17 protein-coding genes are annotated in these 17,971 nt (G+C 62.4%); 9 read left to right on the top strand and 8 right to left on the bottom strand.

Annotation, left to right across the window (positions count from 1 at the left end; all coding sequences use genetic code 11):
• Positions 1-3: 3 nt before the first annotated feature.
• Positions 4-633: a LysE family translocator gene (locus ACP7C6_RS18610; RefSeq protein ID WP_305383312.1), complete on the bottom strand. Its 630-nt coding sequence runs from the start codon at positions 631-633 to the stop codon at positions 4-6.
• Between the two features lie 135 nt (positions 634-768).
• On the opposite strand from ACP7C6_RS18610, the gene ACP7C6_RS18605 reads away from it, so the two are divergent.
• Positions 769-1,242: an Lrp/AsnC family transcriptional regulator gene (locus ACP7C6_RS18605; protein ID WP_025854407.1), complete on the top strand. Its 474-nt coding sequence runs from the start codon at positions 769-771 to the stop codon at positions 1,240-1,242.
• Between the two features lie 97 nt (positions 1,243-1,339).
• Here ACP7C6_RS18605 and ACP7C6_RS18600 read toward each other — a convergent pair whose 3' ends face one another.
• The 6 genes from ACP7C6_RS18600 to ACP7C6_RS18575 are packed head-to-tail and all read right to left on the bottom strand — an operon-like array spanning position 1,340 to position 7,021.
• Entirely contained in the window at positions 1,340-2,272 is a 933-nt protein-coding gene (locus ACP7C6_RS18600) for a phosphatidate cytidylyltransferase (protein ID WP_010207670.1), read from the bottom strand.
• A 1-nt stretch (position 2,273) separates the two neighbouring features.
• A complete protein-coding gene (locus ACP7C6_RS18595; protein WP_426109085.1) occupies positions 2,274-2,894 on the bottom strand; it encodes a lysophospholipid acyltransferase family protein in 621 nt (206 codons plus the stop codon).
• A 9-nt stretch (positions 2,895-2,903) separates the two neighbouring features.
• Positions 2,904-3,347: a hypothetical protein gene (locus tag ACP7C6_RS18590; protein WP_028618569.1), complete on the bottom strand. Its 444-nt coding sequence runs from the start codon at positions 3,345-3,347 to the stop codon at positions 2,904-2,906.
• A complete protein-coding gene (locus tag ACP7C6_RS18585) occupies positions 3,337-4,635 on the bottom strand; it encodes a phosphatase PAP2/dual specificity phosphatase family protein (protein ID WP_028618568.1) in 1,299 nt (432 codons plus the stop codon). Before ACP7C6_RS18585 ends, ACP7C6_RS18590 begins: the two co-directional genes overlap by 11 nt.
• 2 nt (positions 4,636-4,637) lie before the next feature.
• Positions 4,638-6,386 (bottom strand): bifunctional alpha/beta hydrolase/class I SAM-dependent methyltransferase, encoded by a 1,749-nt coding sequence (locus ACP7C6_RS18580; protein ID WP_305383311.1) that lies wholly within the window; start codon positions 6,384-6,386, stop codon positions 4,638-4,640.
• Positions 6,387-6,397: 11 nt separating this feature from the next.
• The gene (locus ACP7C6_RS18575; RefSeq protein WP_061434689.1) at positions 6,398-7,021 is read right to left on the bottom strand and encodes a CDP-alcohol phosphatidyltransferase family protein; all 624 of its coding nucleotides are present in this window, start codon (positions 7,019-7,021) and stop codon (positions 6,398-6,400) included.
• A 186-nt stretch (positions 7,022-7,207) separates the two neighbouring features.
• Between ACP7C6_RS18575 and hflK (ACP7C6_RS18570) the strand changes: the two genes are divergently transcribed.
• From hflK (ACP7C6_RS18570) to cfaB, 8 genes are all read left to right on the top strand, one after another.
• Positions 7,208-9,112: a protease modulator HflK gene (gene hflK, locus ACP7C6_RS18570; protein WP_426109084.1), complete on the top strand. Its 1,905-nt coding sequence runs from the start codon at positions 7,208-7,210 to the stop codon at positions 9,110-9,112.
• Between the two features lie 12 nt (positions 9,113-9,124).
• On the top strand, positions 9,125-10,114 hold the full coding sequence (gene hflC, locus ACP7C6_RS18565) for a protease modulator HflC (RefSeq protein ID WP_028618564.1): 990 nt from the start codon (positions 9,125-9,127) through the stop codon (positions 10,112-10,114).
• Positions 10,111-11,145, top strand: a complete 1,035-nt coding sequence (gene hflK / locus ACP7C6_RS18560) for a protease modulator HflK (RefSeq protein ID WP_068937783.1) — start codon at positions 10,111-10,113, stop codon at positions 11,143-11,145. The genes hflC and hflK (ACP7C6_RS18560) overlap by 4 nt, the downstream gene beginning before the upstream one ends.
• Positions 11,142-13,028, top strand: a complete 1,887-nt coding sequence (locus ACP7C6_RS18555; RefSeq protein WP_426109083.1) for a cation-translocating P-type ATPase — start codon at positions 11,142-11,144, stop codon at positions 13,026-13,028. Before hflK (ACP7C6_RS18560) ends, ACP7C6_RS18555 begins: the two co-directional genes overlap by 4 nt.
• A gap of 117 nt (positions 13,029-13,145) precedes the next feature.
• Positions 13,146-13,397, top strand: a complete 252-nt coding sequence (locus tag ACP7C6_RS18550) for a membrane protein (protein ID WP_028618561.1) — start codon at positions 13,146-13,148, stop codon at positions 13,395-13,397.
• Positions 13,398-13,460: 63 nt separating this feature from the next.
• Positions 13,461-14,306, top strand: a complete 846-nt coding sequence (locus ACP7C6_RS18545) for a DUF692 domain-containing protein (RefSeq protein ID WP_426109082.1) — start codon at positions 13,461-13,463, stop codon at positions 14,304-14,306.
• Positions 14,297-15,085, top strand: coding sequence for a putative DNA-binding domain-containing protein (locus ACP7C6_RS18540; RefSeq protein ID WP_426109081.1), 789 nt, complete (start codon positions 14,297-14,299; stop codon positions 15,083-15,085). The genes ACP7C6_RS18545 and ACP7C6_RS18540 overlap by 10 nt, the downstream gene beginning before the upstream one ends.
• A gap of 87 nt (positions 15,086-15,172) precedes the next feature.
• Positions 15,173-16,357 carry a C17 cyclopropane fatty acid synthase CfaB gene (gene cfaB, locus ACP7C6_RS18535; protein WP_028618558.1) on the top strand — a complete coding sequence of 395 codons (1,185 nt, stop codon included), beginning with the start codon at positions 15,173-15,175 and terminating at the stop codon, positions 16,355-16,357.
• 121 nt (positions 16,358-16,478) lie between these two features.
• On the opposite strand, the gene cls is transcribed toward cfaB, so the two are convergent.
• Complete coding sequence (gene cls, locus ACP7C6_RS18530; RefSeq protein ID WP_426109080.1) at positions 16,479-17,918, bottom strand: cardiolipin synthase; 1,440 nt, start codon at positions 17,916-17,918, stop codon at positions 16,479-16,481.
• Positions 17,919-17,971: the final 53 nt, after the last annotated feature.

The raw sequence follows: 17,971 nt of genomic DNA, 5'->3' as shown, positions 1-17,971 counted from the left end.
CTGCTAGGCGTGTTGCACAAAAGTGAGGCGCACCGCAAAACCGATCAAAAGACTGCCGAATAGCCACTGCTGCACACGCTGCGCCGAGCGATTGCGTGCCAGCCACTGGCCGATGCGCGCGCCGGCCAGGGCGTAGCAACAGTCGAAGGCGAAACCGACCGCGACTAGGATCACGCCCAGCAACGCGAATTGCGCTGCCACGGGGCCAGCTTGCGGGTCGATGAATTGCGGCAGCAGCACCGAGCAGAACAGCAGCGCCTTGGGATTGAGCAGATTGGTCAGCAAGCCGCGTTGCAGTGCGGCACGCCAGGCGTGGGTTTTCAGGGTGGCGTTGGCCGTATCGAGCGTCGGCAGCCTATCTGCCCGCAGGCACTGCACCCCCAGCCACAACAGATAGGCCGCGCCACCCAGCCGCACCACATCAAAGGTCCAGGGCGCCACTTTGAACAAGGTCGCCAAGCCCATGCCTGCCAGGGCCACATGGCAGGCGCGGGCCAGTCCCAGGCCAATCGCGGTGGTCAGCGCCAAGGCTTTGCCTTGGCGCGCGCCGGTCTGCAGCAGCAGGATCATGTCCGGCCCTGGCAGCAGATACGCCACCGAAAGAGCCACCAGAAACAACCAGAGTTCCGCCATGTTCCACCCCCTTGTGTGTCTGCCAATTCTAGGGCCGAAGGGCGGGACAGGTCCTTGCGTAGTCAGTCAGAAAAGCGTCTATTCTTGGCACTATCTGCCACTTATTGCTCTGTAAGCCATCCATTTATGCCAAATCTGAAACTCGATGCTTTTGACCGCAAGATTCTCGAAGCCCTGCAACGCGACGGCCGCCTGAGCAATGTGCAGTTGGCGGACGAGATCGGGCTGTCTGCTTCACCCTGCCTGCGACGCGTGCGGTTGCTGGAAGAAGCCGGTGTGATTCGCGGCTACCAGGCCACACTGGATCGCGATGAAGTGGGCCTGGGGATGATGGTGTTCGTGGGCGTGAAGGTGGAGCGGCATAACGATACCGAGGCCAACGCCTTTCGCGAGGCAGTGACGGCGCTGCCGGAAGTGATCTCGGCGTTCCTGGTGTCGGGGGAGTCGGACTTTCTGTTGCAGGTGGTGGTTCCGGATTTGCGCGGCTATGAGCGGTTCGTCACTGGTAGTTTGCTGAAGCTGCCGGGCGTGAGGGATATCCGCAGCAACTTCGCGATCCAGACCGTGAAAACCCCAGGCGCATTGCCGCTGGGGCATTTGCCAGGCTAATGGCTGTAGGAGCCAGCTTGCCGGCGATGAGGCCCGTGAATTTTATGAACGTTCAGGGTCGCCATCGCCGGCAAGCCGTCTCCTACAGGGGGCTTGTTCAGGTCCACCAGTAGCGCACGAGGTGGAAGAAGATGGGCGCGGCGAAGCACACCGAATCCAACCGATCCAGCATCCCACCGTGCCCTTCGATCATATGGCCCCAGTCCTTCACGCCCCGATCACGTTTGATCGCCGACATCACGATGCCGCCGGCAAACCCGAGCAGGTTGATCAGCAGCGCAATCAAGAACGACTGCCACGGGTTGAACGGAGTGGTCCACCACAGTGCCGCGCCGATCAGGGACGACAACAGGATGCCGCCGACAAAGCCTTCCACGGTTTTCGACGGTGACAGGTTCGGCGCGATCTTGTGCTTGCCGAACAACTTCCCACACACGTACTGCAATACGTCCGACAGTTGCACCACGATCACCAGGTAGGCAATCAGCAGCAGGTTGCGGCCTTCGTAGCCGGGGATGTCCAACGTCAGCAATGCCGGCACGAAGGACACGCAGAACACTGCGATCATCAAGCCCCACTGCACTTTCGACGCGCGTTCCAGGAAGTGCGTGCTGTCGCCACCCAGGGAGGCGAGGATCGGCAGTAGCAGGAACACGTACACCGGGATGAAAATCGAGAACAGCCCGTACCAGTCCGAGTAGATCAGCAGGTATTGCAGCGGCAGCGCCAGGTAGAACGCGGCAACCAGCGCCGGGTAGTCGCTGCGGCGGGTAGGTGTGAGGGTGAGGAATTCGCGCAGGGCGTAGAACGATACCGCGTAGAACAGCAGGATCACCGCGCCAGTGCCGAGCCAGAAGGCAATGCCGATCACCACCACCATCACCCACCAGGCGTTGATGCGGGCGTTGAGGTTGTCGATGACGGCATTTGGGCTGCCACGGGTGCGCAGCTTGAGGATCAGGCCGATCAGCGAGGCGAGCACCAGGATGGCGCCGATGCCGCCGAACAGCATCAGGGTTTGGCTATCCATGTCAGACATGCTCCGGGGCAAGGGCGAGCAGGGCATCGCGGGTGCGGGTGAGAAAGGCAGTTTTGTCTTCGCCTTCTTCCAGTTGCAGCGGCGCGCCGAAGCTGGTGGTGCACAGCAGGGGCAGCGGCAGGACGCGGCCCTTGGGCATGACCCGGTTGAGATTGGCGATCCACACCGGGACCAATTCGGCCTGTGGGTAACTTTTCGCTAGGTGATACAAGCCACTTTTGAACGGCAGCAGGCCGTCTTCAAGGTTGCGTGTGCCTTCGGGGAAGATGATCAGCGAATCACCGCCTTCCAGAGCGTTGAGCATGGGTTGCAAAGGGTTATCCACAGGGTCCTTGCGTTCGCGGTCGATCAGCACGCCGTTGAACACGCGGTTGATGATGTAGCGGCGCAAGGCGCTTTTAGTCCAGTAATCGCTGCCGGCGACCGGGCGCGTGAATTTGCGCAGGTTCTGCGGCAGCGAGGCCCACAGCAACACGAAGTCGCCGTGGCTGCTGTGGTTGGTGAAGTAGATGCGTTGCACCGGCACCGGCGCGCACCCCAGCCACAGGCTGCGGGCACCGGTGACGGTGCGGGCCATGGAGGTAATCAACGTGGCGACCACGGGTTCGAACATGGGGATTCCTTATCCGGCGAAAGGCAGCCAAGGGCTGGCGAGGATCACGCCCAGGGTCAGCAGCGCTTGCGCGCCCAGCAGCCAGGCTTGTTTGCGCAACAGTTTGAGCGCGCCACGACGGCGCTCGGTCCAGGGCCGGCCAATGCGCTTGGCCGATTGCAGGCCAAGAGTCTGCAAGGCCTGGTCGAGGTCCGGGGTGCGGTCGATGTCGCGGGCCAGCAGGGTGAACAGGTCGGCGTCGAAGGCCACGCGCAGCGCCCAGTATTTTTGCAGCAGCCCGAGGATAATCATCCACAGGCTCAGCAGCAGGCAGATCGGCGCAATACTCGCCATCAGCAGTTGAGCCAGGCCGAACGCGACGCCAACCAGGGTCAGGCCTGTGGATAACTGATCCAGCGAGCGACCACGACGCAGCAAGCTGGCGACAACCTGCAGTTCCATATCAGCGGGCATGGGGTAAACCCTCCAAAGCTTCACGGTGTGCGGGGTGCAGGACCACATCGGCCCGCGCTGTACGAATGATAGTCAGCGCATCCTCTATCGTCGCGGCGCGCCCGGTGTGCAGTAGCCAGGCCGCGACGGCGGTGGCGCTGCGCGAGTAGCCGAGAGCGCAGCACACCAGCAATGGGCCACTTGCGCGCAAGTGCTCGATGGCTTGCGCGGCTTGCAGGCATTCGGTGGGGCTCGGGGCAATCAGGTCCAGCACGGGAATCAATTGGTAAGCGCGGCCCTGTGGATTAATCGGCAATTCGGCACAGAGATCGACGATGGCCTTGAAGGGTTCTTGCTCGCTCGTTGTAGGAATACGCCCAAGCCAGACGTTATCCACAATCAGGTCGGGTTGTGGATGCTTGCGTGTCCACAGGCGCGAGTTGACCCAGGCGGCGGCCAGATAGGGTGCATAAAGCCAACGCGCGGCGGGCGTCAGTTGGCCGTCAGCGCGTTTCTGGAAGCCCGCAGCGCCGAGCACGAAGTAATTGGCCTTGATCAAGGCGAGGGAAACCGCAGGCCAAAGTATCCACAACCAGCCACCGCCCAGTACAAACGCAAGAATCGCCACCAGCAAGGCCCCAACGCCATAGCGCACACCCAACCGCCAGCGCTTGGGGTCCCGCGTGAGCCGTGCATTCAACAGTGGGCTCGGATGTTCCACCGGCCACAACCACACACACAGCCAACCGGCGAGGGCGCCTGTGGGTAAGTCGATAAAGTGATGTTGATAAGTGGTCAGCACCGAAATGCCGATCAACGCGAACCAGCCATGCACGAGCCAACGCCAGATTCCCTGGGTATGGCGTTGGTACATGACCCACAGGATCACCAGCAACGCGATATGCAGGGATGGCGCCTGGTTGAACGGCTTGTCGAACCCTGCCAGCACTGCAAACAGCCAGCCAAACACGCCGTCCAGTTCCGGCCGCTCGAAGGTGAAGCGCAGCGGCCAGATCAGGAAGCAGCTCACGGCGATCACCTGGGCGCTCAGCAAACGCAGCGCATGTTGCTTCAACTCATGCCGGGTGTTGGGCAGCAACAGGGAAAACCCGTAGAGCAGGTCGATGGACCAGTAGGGCACGATGGTCCAGGCCCAGAACGGCATATGGGTTTCCCAATCGAACACCAGCGTGCCGACGTCGCTGCGCTGGCTGGTGACCCAGGTGGCAAAGCCATAGGTGCTAAAAAACAGCGGCGCCAACAGCAGTAGCCACAGGAACGCAGGTTTCAATAAGCCGGGTTCGCGCATGCTCAGATCTTCTGTGCCAGGGACACCGTGAAAATGCCCCACTCATCCACTCGCTGGGTGATCTTGCGGAAGCCGGCGGCTTCCACCAGTTGATCCATTTCCGCCTGGCTGCGGCGGCGCATTACCCAGGCCTGGCCCTGACGGTGGCTGGTCAGTGCGCGTGCGATCAGCTCCAGTTGCGGGTGCCATGGCTGGCCGGTGTAGACCAGATAGCCGCCGGGCTCTACGGCCTCAGCGAGGCCCGCCAGCGAACCGCCGACCATGCCGTTATCGGCAAACAGCTCATACAACCCGGACACCACCGCTAGCGTCGGCTTGGGGTCCAGTGCCGCCAGGTCCAGACGGTCGAATGCGTCACCTTTGACGAACTGCGCAATATCCCCCAGGCCTTTCTCGCGAATCAGTGCGCCACCGTCGCGCACGTTGATGTCGCTGTAGTCGCGCAGCAGGATCGATTCCGGCAGCGGCGACACACCCTGCAAGGCTTCCAGGATGTAGCGGCCATGACCGGCGGCGATATCCACGATACGCACTTCGCGATCTTCTCCACGCAACTTGGCCATCGCCAGGCGCAGGAGTTCCTCCACATTCAGCTTGCGCTGGCGAATGCCGCGCCAGCCGATGGAGTTGAGGTAGTTGGTGTCGATCATCCGCCCCAGCCCGCCCTTGCCGGTGGGCGTGTTGCGGTACACATAGTCCAGGGTGCTGCCGGAGTCGAAACCGGTGTCGAAGCCCAGCTTCACGCCGTCCGACAGGTTCTTGCCCAGGCCCATGCTGGCGCGGGTCATGCGCCAGTACAGGTCGCGCAAGGAGTTGCGCGGTAGTGGCGCGGCGAGGGCTTCGGACTCGGCGCAGGTGGCGCCCAGCTTGTCGGCGTCCAGCAGTGACGCGCGGTCCAGCGGGTGTTCGAAGTTCTGCAGGATGAAACGCCGGGCGCTGCTCACCGCAGTGGCGCGGTCGCGTTCGCCGAGGGTGTCGTGGAAGAAACCGGGGAGAATGTGCAGCTCTTTTTTCAGGCTGCCGAGGCGGTCGAAAAATTGCTGCTGGGGTTTGCGGTGCACCACAAAGTCCGAACCCGAGATCAGCAGTTGCGTCGGCACTTGGATCGCCTGGGCATCGGCGACAACCCGGTCGGCCGCTTCGTACAGGCCGAGCAGCACATTCACTGAAATGGCCTTGGTAATCAGCGGATCGCTGTCGTAGGACGCCACGCGCTCCGGGTCATGGCTGAGGAACTTGGCCTTGACGTAACTGTTGACGAAAAAGTTGCCACGGAACTTGCGCATCAGCGCCAGGCCTGGCCGGGCAAATGGCACGTAGAGCTTGACCTTGAACGCGGGGGACGCGAGCACCAGCGCGCGAATCTTCGGCGCGTAGTCGTGCACCCATGTCGCGGCAATCACCGCGCCCACGCTTTGCGCAATGACGGCGAAGTTATCTTCCTCAATGCCATAGGTGGCGCCGATGTGGTCGCAGAAAGTCTGCACATCACGGGCGCTGGTGGCGAAGCTGGGGCTGTCACCGCGCTCGCCGGGAGATTGGCCATGCCCACGCGCGTCCCAGGCGAAGCAATCAAACTGCGGCAGGTTCAGCTCATCCACGAGGTGGGCGATACGTCCCGAATGCTCATGGCCGCGATGGAACAACACGATTGCCTTGCGCGGCCCGGTAGTCTCCGTGGCCGGCCAGTGCCGGTAGAAAAGCTCGACGCCGTCGTGGGTACTGAAGGTGTGCTGTTGTTGTTCGCGCATCGCAAAAATCCTTATGCAATCGGTGAGGTTTCTTGTTGTTCTTTGAGGCCCTGACGCACTCGGTTGACCAAGGTGTAGGCAAGCAGGGCGGCCACCAGCCACATCACCGCGTCGACCCAACCCGCGCCCAGCCAGCCCAGCGCCACGCCGGTGGCCAGTACGCCGAGCACGAACGCGCGATCGCTTTTGCCCATCGGCCCGTCATAGCGTCGCGATGCGCCCACCATCGGCCCCAGCACGCCGGCGTATTCGCTGAACACCGCCAGTAGCGCCACCAGCAGCACCGGCGCCAGGCTCACGCCGGGGATCAGTGCAAACGGCAGGATCAACGCACTGTCGGCGATCACATCACACAGTTCATTCAGGTAGGCGCCCAGGCGCGACTGTTGGCCGAATTCACGGGCAAGCATGCCGTCGATGGCGTTGAGCGCCATGCGCAGGATCATCCACAGCGGGATCAGCGCAAACAGCCACAGGTGTTGGGCGAAGCTGGCAATCAACAGGCCGACCAGCAAGGAAATCACGCCGGCCAGCACGGTGATTTGGTTGGCGGTGGTGCCATTGTCATAGAGGCGCTGCACAAGAGGGCGCAGCAAGTTTTGAAAACGCGGCTTGAGCTGATAGATCGAAATCATGGGGAGTGACGCTTCCTTGTCCGTGGACCCGCGAAAAACTGTTCTGGAGTGTGCCCGATTCTTCGTGGCCTGCACCAGTGATGGCGCGTGTTTCTGGGGGTTTAGTCACGGTCTGCTTCTAAGCGAACAAAAATTTCACGCCTTGTGTTATATCGTAACTAATTGTGTTCGAGCGGACGTAAGTGGATGCAAGTGGATCTGGAAGCTGACGGCGCTTCGGTGGAAGGCCTTCCGCGTTTTCAACAGGGGCTGTTCCATGTCCGCCGATTGCGCCAGGCCGGTACCAGCCTGACGGTGTTGGCGGTTGCCGGCTGGGTGCTGGCGCTGTTTGTCGCGCTGTTTGCGCCGCTGTCGATCTGGCCGGTGGTGCTGATCAACTGTGCCTCGGCGTTGCTGTTGTTGGTGGCCGGCTTGCAATCGGCGTGGTGGGTGGCGGATTGGCGTGCCCAGGCGTTGGAAGAACCGTCGGCTGATGCGCCGGTTGAAGACGCAAGCCGGTACGCGCGCCTTGTGGAGCGTTTTGGCAAACAGATCGGTACGCCGGTGTTGTGGCTCGGCGGCTGGTCGTTGCTGGCGCTGGTCAGCATTGTCGAGTTCTGGAACCTGGCGCTGCCCGCCGCACCGGTCGGTCAATCGGCAAGCATCGGCACCGCGCTGGCGTTGGGATTGGCGTTTGGTTTGCTGGTGTTTGAACGCCGTCTGGCCCAGGAGACCGCCGCGCAATGGCCGGAAGCCTCGCAACTGGCGCAGTTGAGCCGAGTAGCGATTATTTGCCTGGTGGTCAGTGCGGTGTGTCTGCTGTTTGCCGGGGCTAACTCAGTCTGGCCACTGAGGTTGGCTGTGTTGATCGGTTTGCTGCCGGCCTTGGTCTCGCTCGAATTTTTATTAAGAGCCGTGCTGTCCCTGTTCAGCCCACGCCAGCCACGCCTCGAGCCTCGCCTGATGGCGCAAAGCTTTATCGCCGGATTGTTACGCTGGCCGCCGCAACCCTTGCTCGCGCTGCAGCATGAATTGCACAACCGCTTCGGCATCGACTTGCGCCAGATCTGGGCATTTACCTACATGCGCCGGGCGTTCCTGCCGGTGTTGCTGGTGGTACTGGCGGTAGGCTGGGCGCTCACTGGCGTGCACGAAGTGCCTCTGCAGGGCCGTGGGATCTATGAACGTTTCGGCAAGCCGGTGCAGGTCTTCGGCCCTGGCTTGCATGCGGGATTGCCATGGCCATTGGGACGCGTGATCAGTGTGGAAAACGGCGTGGTGCATGAACTGGCCACCAGCGTCAGCGAAGCCGCTACACCGGAGCTGGCGCCTGCCGAAGGCCCGGCCCCGCTGATCGCCAACCGTTTGTGGGACGCCAGCCATGTGAATGACAAGTCCCAGGTGATCGCCAGCAGCAGCGGCGACAAACAGAGCTTCCAGATCGTCAATATGGATGTGCGGTTCGTCTACCGCATCGGCCTCACCGACCAGGCCGCGCTCGCCGCCACCTATAACAGCGCGGACGTGCCGACGCTGATCCGCAGCACCGCCAGCCGCATCCTTGTGCATGACTTCGCCTCGCGCACCCTCGACGAATTGCTCGGCGAACAACGCACCCGCCTGGCCGAGGAAATTGGCCGCGCCGTGCAGGCCGACCTGCAAAAGCTCGACAGCGGCGTGGAAATCCTCGCCACGGTGGTAGAGGCGATCCACCCGCCGGCCGGTGCCGCCAACGCTTACCACGGTGTGCAGGCTGCACAGATCGGCGCCCAGGCCCTGATCTCCCGCGAACGCGGCGCGGCCAGTGAGCAAACCAACCAGGCGTTGCTGCAAGCCAGCACCGCCCGCGACCAGGCCACGGCCACGGCCCGCGAAGTGAACGCGGGCGCGCAAGCGGCCAACCTGCGCTTCACCGCCGAACAAAAGGCCTACGCCACCGCCGGGCAGGCGTTCGTGCTGGAACAGTACCTCGGCCAACTCAGCCAGGGCCTGGCCCACGCCAAGCTGCTGATTCTGGATCATCGCCTGGGTGCCGACGGCGCGCCGACGATCGATCTGCGTTCTTTTACCTTGCCGGCCGATCCTTCGGTGCCGCGTAAAGCCGTTCAATAAGGAGTCTGTCTGTTGAGCGCTCATTCTCACGATCACGGTCATCATCACGGCCATCACCACCACCATCATCACGGTGACGAACAAGCGGCCGGCCCTTTCCCCTGGCGGCGTATGGCCTGGGCGCTGTTGCTGGTGCTGTTTGCGGTCGCTGCCGCCAGCCTGGTGCAGGTGCGTTCCGGCGAGGCCACGGTGATTACCCGTTTCGGTAACCCGTCGCGGGTGTTGTTGGAACCGGGCTTGGGCTGGCGTTGGCCGGCGCCGTTCGAAGCGGCGATCCCGGTGGATTTGCGCCTGCGCACCACCTCCAGTGGTTTGCAGGATGTGGGCACCCGCGATGGCCTGCGGATTATCGTGCAGGCCTATGTGGCCTGGCAGGTGCAGGGCGACGCAGACAACGTGCAGCGTTTCATGCGCGCTGTGCAGAACCAGCCGGATGAAGCGGCGCGGCAGATTCGTACCTTCGTGGGTTCGGCGCTGGAAACCACGGCCGCCAGCTTCGACCTGTCCAGCCTGATCAACACCGATGCCAGCCAGGTGCGCATCGCTGATTTCGAAGCGCAGTTGCGCCAGCAGATTGATCAACAATTGCTCACCACCTATGGCGTGCGCGTGGCCCAGATCGGCGTTGAACGCCTGACCTTGCCATCCGTCACCCTCACGGCCACCGTCGACCGTATGCGCGCTGAGCGTGAAACCATCGCCACCGAACGAACCGCCGTGGGCAAGCGTGAAGCCGCGCAGATCCGCTCCGCCGCCGAGCGTGATGCGCGCATCGTGCAGGCCGATGCCACGGTAAAGGCTGCCGATATCGAGGCCCAGTCGCGGGTCGAAGCGGCGCAGATTTATGGCCGCGCCTACGCGGGTAATCCACAGCTATACAACCTGCTGCGCTCTCTGGATACCTTGGGCACTGTGGTCACGCCAGGCACCAAGATCATCCTGCGCACCGACGCGGCGCCGTTCCGCGCCTTGGTGGACGGGCCGAAGGACGTCCAGCCATGACCGAGCGTGACAGCCCGGACAGCCCCTGGATCCAGGCCGGGCGCCTGACCTTCCTGGCGTTGTACGCGGTGACGGTATTGGCGGCGTTGGCCTGGGCGTTTTCCAATGTGCGCCAGATCGACCCGCAGAACCGTGCGGTGGTCCTGCATTTTGGCGCACTAGACCGTATCCAGAATGCCGGACTCTTGCTGGCATGGCCGCAGCCGTTCGAGCAGGTGGTGCTGCTACCGGCAGCTGATCGCGTGATCGAACGCCGGGTGGAGAACCTGCTGCGCTCCGACGCGGCGCTCCAGGCCGACCGTGTAGCCAGCTTCGCCACGCCCTTGAGTGATGCGCTGGCCGGTTCCGGTTACCTGCTGACCGGCGATGCCGGCGTGGTGCAACTGGATGTGCGGGTGTTCTACAAAGTCACTGAACCCTATGCCTTTGTGTTGCAGGGCGACCATGTGCTGCCGGCTCTGGATCGACTGGTGACGCGCAGCGCGGTAGCCCTCACCGCGGCGCGGGACTTGGACACGATTCTGGTGGCGCGACCTGAACTGATCGGCACCGACAATGGCGCCGCCGAGCGCCGTGAGCGGTTGCGTGGCGACTTGGTGCAAGGCATCAACAAGCGCCTGGTGGAATTGGCTTCCACAGGCTTGGGATTGGGTATCCAAGTGACCCGTGTCGATGTGCAATCCAGCCTGCCGGCCCCGGCGGTGAATGCCTTCAACGCCGTGCTGACGGCCAGCCAACAAGCCGACAAGGCCGTGGCCAACGCGCGTACCGACGCGGAAAAACTCACCCAGACCGCGACCCAGCAGGCCGACCGCCTGGTGCAAGTCGCCCACGCCCAGGCCAGCGAACGCCTGGCCAACGCCCAGGCGCAAACCGCAACCGTTGCCAGCCTGGCCCAAGTTAAAGACCCGGGTTTGCTGCTGCGTCTGTACCGCGAGCGCTTGCCGAAAATTCTCGGCCAGGCCGGTTCCGTGACCACGGTCGATCCTAAAGACGACTCCCGTTTGATCATCCAGGGAGCCGAACAATGAGCGCACCCATGCTGACCTCCGCCGAACAGCGCAGCGCTGCCCGGCAATTGACCCTTGCCATGCTGGCCTTGGGTTTGCTGGTGCTGGGCCTGGTATGGCGCTGGCTGGCGCCGGACCAGACCGGCGTGAGCCAACTGCTGCTGGGCGTCGCGTCGTTGCTGGTGGCGGTGCCGGTGATGCGTTCGGCCTGGTACAGCCTGCGGTTTCCGAGCCTGCATGGCATCACCGATCAACTGATCGCCCTGGCGATGCTCGGTGCCTGGGCCACAGGGGACCTGCTGACGGCGGCGTTGCTGCCGATCATCATGATCTTCGGCCATGTGCTGGAAGAGCGCAGCGTGATCGGTTCGCAGGAAGCGATCCATGCGTTGGGCAAACTGACGCGCAGCCATGCGCGGTTGGTGCAGGCCGACGGCAGCATTGTTGAAGTGGATAACGGCACGCTGAATACCGGTGATGTGGTCGAGGTGCGGGCCGGTGACCGGGTGCCCGCCGATGGCGTGGTGTTGTCGGGCCTGGCGAGCCTGGACACGGCGCCGATTACCGGTGAGTCGGTGCCGTTGGAAGCCAGTGTGGGTGTGCAGGTGTTTGGCGGGGCGATCAACCTGGATGGCTTGCTGCGCCTGCAAGTGACGCGCACGGGCAATGAGTCCACCTTGGGCAAGGTGATTGCGCTGATGCAGAACGCCGAGCGGTCAAAACCGCCGATCACGCGGCTGCTGGAACGCTATGCGGGCAGCTATATGGTGCTGGTGTTGTTGCTGGCGGCGGTGACCTGGTTTGTAACCAACGACGCCCAGGCGATGCTCGCGGTGCTGGTGGCGGCGTGCCCGTGCGCGTTGGTGCTGTCGGCACCGGCCACGGCGATTGCCGGGATCGCGGTGGCGGCGCGGCATGGGATTCTGATTCGCAGCTCGGCGTTTCTGGAGGAGCTGGCGGACCTGACCTCGTTGGTGGTCGACAAGACCGGGACGCTGACCTTCGGCACCCTGCGCCTGCAATCCATCGAAACCACCGCGCCGGATCGGCAAGTGCTGCTCAATCTGGCAGCCAGCCTGGGCTCGGCGAGCAGCCATCCGGTCAGCCGCGCGTTGGCGGGGTTGGCAACGCAGGAACAACTGCTGGCGTTGACGGATATTCGTGAGCGCCAGGGGCTGGGCGTCGTGGCGCAGACCGATCAGGGCGAAGCGGCCTTGGGGCGGCCGGAGTTGTTCGAGCAACTGGGCATCGTCACCACCGTTGTACCGAACCACGATGGCCCCATCGCCGGGCTGGCGCTGAATGGGCAGTTCCTCGCCTGGTTGCTGCTGGCCGACAGCGTCAAGCCGGAGGCTCGCCAGGCCCTGCAAGAACTGCGTGACCTCGGTCTCGGTCGCCAACTGCTGCTTACCGGCGATCGTCAAAGCGTGGCCAACAGCCTGGCGCTGGAGGTAGGCATCAGCGATGTCGAAGCCCAGGCCCTGCCGGAGGACAAGCTCAACCGCGTGTTGGGTGAGATCGGCAGCGGCTTCCGTCCGATGGTGGTAGGCGACGGCATCAACGATTCCCTGGCGCTCAAGGCCGGTGTGGTCGGCGTGGCCATGGGCGCGGGCGGGGCGGATATTGCCTTGGCGTCGGCGGACGTGGTGCTGATCGGCAGCGACCTGCGGCGCCTGGGCACCTGTGTGCGCTTGAGTCGCCAGTGCCGGCAGACCTTGCAGGTCAACGTGATCATCGGCCTGGGTTGGACCTTGGCCATTGTCGTGTTTGCCGCGTTTGGCTGGTTGGGTGCGGCGGGCGCCATGATTGCAGCGGTGTTGCATAACCTCAGCACCTTGCTGGTACTGGGCAACGCCGGGCGATTACTGCGTTTTCAGGAACCGCTTTTGAAGCTTGAGGAATAATTTCAGAAATTTTTGTACAGCGCTGTAACGCGCATGAGGGACCTCACTCTAGTGGTGTGTCGAGACTGAACAATCCGTTCAGACCGACACCCTTACTGATCTCTGAGGACTACAAAAATGAACATCAAAAACGCCGTTTCCGGTGCTGCTCTGGCCATCGCTGCCGCCACCATGTTTGCCGGTGTCGCCACCCAGGTACAGGCCGCCGACGCTACTGTTCATTGCTACGGCGTGACCTCCTGCAAAGGCATGAACGACTGCAAGACCGCCGAGAACGCCTGCAAAGGCCAGGCTGTCTGCAAGGGTCATGGCTTCAAGGCGATGACCAAGGCCGCCTGCGATGCTGCTGGCGGAAAAGTCGGCGAGTAATCGCTAGCCGGGTGCAACCGCAGCGGACCTTCAAGCCGCTGCGGACACTTTCCAGGAGTCCACATGCCTACCTCTTTCTCCTCTCTGGGTTACGGCCTGGGTTTACGCAACGAATACTATGAGCAGATCCTTGCGCAATCCCCCGCGGTGGATTGGTTCGAAGTGATCTCCGAGAATTACCTGGTCCAGGGCGGTAAAGCCTTGTATTACCTGGATGCGATAGCCGAGCGTTATCCCTTGGTCATGCACGGTGTCTCCCTGTCCATCGGCGGGCCGCATGCCCTTGATATCGATTACCTGAAGCAGATCAAACAGCTCGCCGAGCGTATCCAGCCGGCGTGGGTTTCCGATCACCTGTGCTGGAGCCGCGGCAGCGCCCACCAGTTGCATGACCTGCTGCCGCTGCCTTACACCGAAGAAAGCCTCTACCACGTGGCCGCCCGTGTGCGCCAAGTGCAGGACGTGCTGCAACGCCCATTGGTGCTGGAAAACGTCTCCAGTTACGTGCGTTCGAAAGCGGACGAATTCACCGAATGGGAATTCCTCAATGCCCTGGCCCACCTGTCGGGCTGCCAGCTGTTGCTGGACGTTAACAATGTGTATGTCAGCTCGCGCAATCATGGTTTTGACGCCTGGACGTTTATTCGCAACCTGCCATCGGAAAGCATTCGCCAGCTACACCTGGCGGGGCATATGGACTACGGCGACTACGTAGTCGACACCCATGACCATCCCGTGTGTGATCCGGTGTGGGCGCTTTATCAACAGACGCTTGAGTACCTGGGACCTGTGTCGACGCTACTGGAGCGGGACGACCATTTCCCACCCTTTGAAGAGCTGCTCACCGAGCTGAGCAAGGCCCGTGAACTGGGCGCGACGGTCCTGGCCAGGAGGCCGTTATGCGCCTGACCGATTGGCAGTTGGCCTTCGAACAACATCTATTAGCCGACACACCGAGTGCCCGCAGTGACTTCGCCGCCACGTTGCTGGGCGGACCGACGCTGGATGTGGACACGGGCCTGGCGATTTACCACAACGCCTACCTCTCACGGTTGCAAGAAGTCTTGCGGCATGACTTCAGTGCCGTCCTTTATTGGCTGGGTGATGACGAGTTTGCCGCGTTGACCGAGGCCTACCTGCGCCGCTACCCCTCGGCTCATTACAGCCTGCGCTGGCTGGGCGAGCGTTTTCCGGCGTTTATCCTTGAGCATCTGGTGGCGGAGCAGAGTGCGCCATTGGCGGAGGTAGCGCGTTTGGAATGGGCGTTTACCCTGGCATTTGATGCGCCGCAGGGCGAACCGCTGACGCTGAACGACATGGCGTCGTTACCGCCGGAGGCGTGGCCGGTGTTGCAGGTTTCCCTGGCGCCGACGGTGCAACCGCTGCTGTGCCAGTTCAACAGCGTAGCGATCTGGCGCGCCAGTAAGGACGAATCCGACTTTCCCGACAGCCAGGCACTGGCCCCGGCGCAGACGTGCCTGGTGTGGCGCCATCAGAATGTCTGCCATTACCGTAGCCTGGAGCCCGCCGAAGTCTCTGCCTTGACAGGAATGGCGACCACCGGTTGGAGCTTTGCCGAACTGTGCGCCGAGTTGGCAGTCACTCATGCAGAGGGTGCGCCACTGCAGGCCGTCACATGGCTGAAGCAGTGGGTCCAGGACGGGTTGCTCGAACGTCGAGCCCCATAGAGGAGCGCTATCAAATCGATAGCCTCCTACTTTGTCTTTGGATGGTCTAACCTCTCAGCAGACGTCTGAAACAAGGGGGGACTACTCATGCTCGCGCAACTTCCACCGGCCTTACAGAATCTTCAGCTACCGCTGCGTCTTCGACTCTGGGACGGCCATGAATTCAACTTGGGCCCCGAGCCCAGTGTGACCATCGTGGTCAAGGACCCCACGGTTGTCAGCCAGCTGACCCATCCCACGCTCAACTCACTGGGCGAAGCCTTCGTCGAGGGCAAATTGGAGCTGGAAGGCTCCATTTCCGAGGTCATCCGGGTATGTGACGAATTGAGTCACGCCCTGATCGAGGATGACGAGGGGAGTCGTCCGGTGCGCTCGATCCACGACAAGGCCACCGACGCAGCGGCCATTTCCTACCATTACGACCTGTCCAACGATTTCTACCAGCTGTGGCTGGACCAGGACATGGTGTACTCCTGCGGTTATTTCGAAACCGGCAGCGAATCCATCGACCAGGCCCAACAAGACAAATTCCGCCACCTGTGCCGCAAGCTGCGGCTGCAGCCGGGCGAGTATCTGCTGGATGTCGGTTGTGGTTGGGGCGGGTTGGCGCGGTTTGCCGCGCGGGAGTTCGGGGTCAAGGTGTTTGGCATCACCCTGAGCAAGGAGCAGTTGGCGCTGGCCCGGGAACGCGTAAAAGCCGAAGGCCTGGAAGACCAGGTGGACCTGCAACTGCTCGACTACCGTGACCTGCCGCAAGACGGCCGTTTCGATAAAATTGTCAGCGTGGGCATGTTCGAACACGTCGGCCACGCCAACCTGGCGGAGTACTGCAAGACCCTGTTCGGCGCTGTGCGCGAAGGCGGCCTGGTGATGAACCACGGCATCACCGCCAAGCACACCGATGGTCGCCCTGTGGGCCGTGGCGCCGGGGAGTTCATTGAGCGTTACGTGTTCCCCAACGGCGAGCTGCCACACCTGGCGATGATGACGGCCGAGATCAGCGAAGTCGGGCTGGAAGTGGTCGACGTCGAAAGCCTGCGCCTGCACTACGCGCGCACCCTGGACCATTGGAGCGAGCGCCTGGAAGACAACCTGGAAGCGGCGGCGAAAATGGTGCCGGAGCAAGCGTTGCGCATCTGGCGGCTGTACCTGGCGGGTTGCGCGTATGCGTTTGCCCGGGGCTGGATCAACCTGCACCAGATTCTGGCGGTGAAACCCCATGCCGATGGCAGCCATGACCTGCCGTGGACACGGGAAGATATCTACCGCTGATTATTGAAAACACTGTAGGAGCTGGCTTGCCGGCGATTGCGTGGTGTCAGCCGACTGATTCGGTACTGATACACCGCCATCGCTGGCAAGCCAGCTCCTGCAGTGGGTATTGGGTTGTTTGTTAGAGAATCGGTGAAATAAGCCGCGCAACCCGCATGCCCAGTTGCTGAAGGCGACGGGTTTCGCGGCTTTCTTCTTGGCTGACTTCATGGGCCAGGGCGAAGTCGCCCAGCAGCATGTGCTCGACTTCCTTGGCGAAGGCCTCGTCGACCGTCAGCAACATCACTTCGAAATTCAACCGGAACGAACGGTTGTCCATGTTCGCACTGCCGATAGCGGCGATTTCGTCGTCTACCAACACCACCTTCTGATGCAGGAAGCCCGGCATATAGCGGAACACCCGCACGCCGGCGCGCACGGCTTCGATTGCGTACAGGCTGGACGCGGCGTAGACGATGCGGTGATCGGGCCGTGAAGGCAGCAGCAGACGCACGTCGACACCGCGCAGCACGGCCAGGCGCAGGGCCGAGAACACCGCTTCGTCGGGGACGAAGTAGGGGCTGGTGATCCATACCCGCTCCGTCGCTGCGTGGATGGCTTCGACGAAGAACAGTGAGCAGGTTTCATAGGGGTCGGCCGGACCGCTGGCGAGCAATTGGCAGAGCACGCCGTCTTCCGGGTAGGCGTCCGGCAATATCAGCGGCGGTAGTTCGCGCGCGGCCCAAAACCAGTCTTCGGCAAACGATTCCTGCAAGCACGCCACAACCGGGCCGGTCACCTGCACATGGGTATCGCGCCATGGTGCCAGTGGTGGTTTCTTGCCCAGGTATTCATCGCCGACGTTATGCCCGCCGACAAACCCGGTAATACCGTCCACCACCACGATCTTGCGATGGTTGCGGAAGTTGACCTGAAAGCGATTGAGCCAGCCGCTGCGGGTGGCGAAGGCTTTGACGTTCACCCCGGCGTCGCGCAGCGATTGCACATAACGATGGGGCAGGGCATGGCTGCCGATGCGGTCATACAGCACGTAGATGGAGACGCCTTCTGCGGCCTTTTCCTTCAACAGGGCGTGCAACTGCCTGCCAAGTTCGTCGTCATGAATGATGAAGAACTGGAACAGCACCGCCGTCTTGGCGCTGCGGATTGCCGCGAAGATCGCACTGAAGGTAGCGTCGCCATTGATCAGCAAACGCACTTCGTTGTTGGCCAGGCACGGCATGCGGCCCAGCTTGGGCATGGCGCGCAGCGAAGCGTAGGCGCTGGAGTTGCGTGCCGCCAAGGCTTCTTCGACCCATGGGCGCCAGTTCAGCTCGGTGATGGCGGTGTGCATTTCCTGGTTGGCCTGGCGACGGGCCTGGATGTAGGCGTCGAACGTGCTGCGGCCGAAGATCAGGTACGGGATCAGCGTGAGGTAGGGCATGAACATCAGCGACAAGGCCCAGGCGATTGAGCCTTGGGCGGTCCTGACGGTCAGCACCGCGTGGATCGCGGCGAGGGTCCCGAGAAAATGCAGCGTGGCGATTAAGTAGGCGAGCAGGTGCGGGCCAAAGAAATCCATGGACGACGTTACTCCAGGCAATCCAAGTGCCTAACAGACCATGTCTGGTCAGG

Origin of the sequence: Pseudomonas sp. TWR1-1-4 (assembly GCF_049897165.1) — a bacterium.
GTDB lineage: Bacteria > Pseudomonadota > Gammaproteobacteria > Pseudomonadales > Pseudomonadaceae > Aquipseudomonas > Aquipseudomonas canadensis.
Note: the sequence above shows the minus strand (reverse complement) of the source record. Positions and strands in the feature narration are given on the sequence as shown.

Bases quoted from the DNA above. Each gene is read 5' to 3' on its own strand.
- cfaB (WP_028618558.1), top strand. From the start codon at position 15,173: ATGCTCGCGCAACTTCCACCGGCCTTACAGAATCTTCAGCTACCGCTG.
- ACP7C6_RS18600 (WP_010207670.1), bottom strand. From the start codon at position 2,272: ATGGATAGCCAAACCCTGATGCTGTTCGGCGGCATCGGCGCCATCCTG.
- ACP7C6_RS18585 (WP_028618568.1), bottom strand. From the start codon at position 4,635: ATGCGCGAACCCGGCTTATTGAAACCTGCGTTCCTGTGGCTACTGCTG.
- ACP7C6_RS18545 (WP_426109082.1), top strand. From the start codon at position 13,461: ATGCCTACCTCTTTCTCCTCTCTGGGTTACGGCCTGGGTTTACGCAAC.
- ACP7C6_RS18610 (WP_305383312.1), bottom strand. From the start codon at position 633: ATGGCGGAACTCTGGTTGTTTCTGGTGGCTCTTTCGGTGGCGTATCTG.
- ACP7C6_RS18550 (WP_028618561.1), top strand. From the start codon at position 13,146: ATGAACATCAAAAACGCCGTTTCCGGTGCTGCTCTGGCCATCGCTGCC.
- ACP7C6_RS18590 (WP_028618569.1), bottom strand. From the start codon at position 3,347: ATGCCCGCTGATATGGAACTGCAGGTTGTCGCCAGCTTGCTGCGTCGT.
- cls (WP_426109080.1), bottom strand. From the start codon at position 17,918: ATGGATTTCTTTGGCCCGCACCTGCTCGCCTACTTAATCGCCACGCTG.
- hflK (WP_068937783.1), top strand. From the start codon at position 10,111: ATGACCGAGCGTGACAGCCCGGACAGCCCCTGGATCCAGGCCGGGCGC.
- ACP7C6_RS18555 (WP_426109083.1), top strand. From the start codon at position 11,142: ATGAGCGCACCCATGCTGACCTCCGCCGAACAGCGCAGCGCTGCCCGG.
- ACP7C6_RS18540 (WP_426109081.1), top strand. From the start codon at position 14,297: ATGCGCCTGACCGATTGGCAGTTGGCCTTCGAACAACATCTATTAGCC.
- ACP7C6_RS18580 (WP_305383311.1), bottom strand. From the start codon at position 6,386: ATGCGCGAACAACAACAGCACACCTTCAGTACCCACGACGGCGTCGAG.
- ACP7C6_RS18595 (WP_426109085.1), bottom strand. From the start codon at position 2,894: ATGTTCGAACCCGTGGTCGCCACGTTGATTACCTCCATGGCCCGCACC.
- hflK (WP_426109084.1), top strand. From the start codon at position 7,208: ATGCAAGTGGATCTGGAAGCTGACGGCGCTTCGGTGGAAGGCCTTCCG.
- ACP7C6_RS18575 (WP_061434689.1), bottom strand. From the start codon at position 7,021: ATGATTTCGATCTATCAGCTCAAGCCGCGTTTTCAAAACTTGCTGCGC.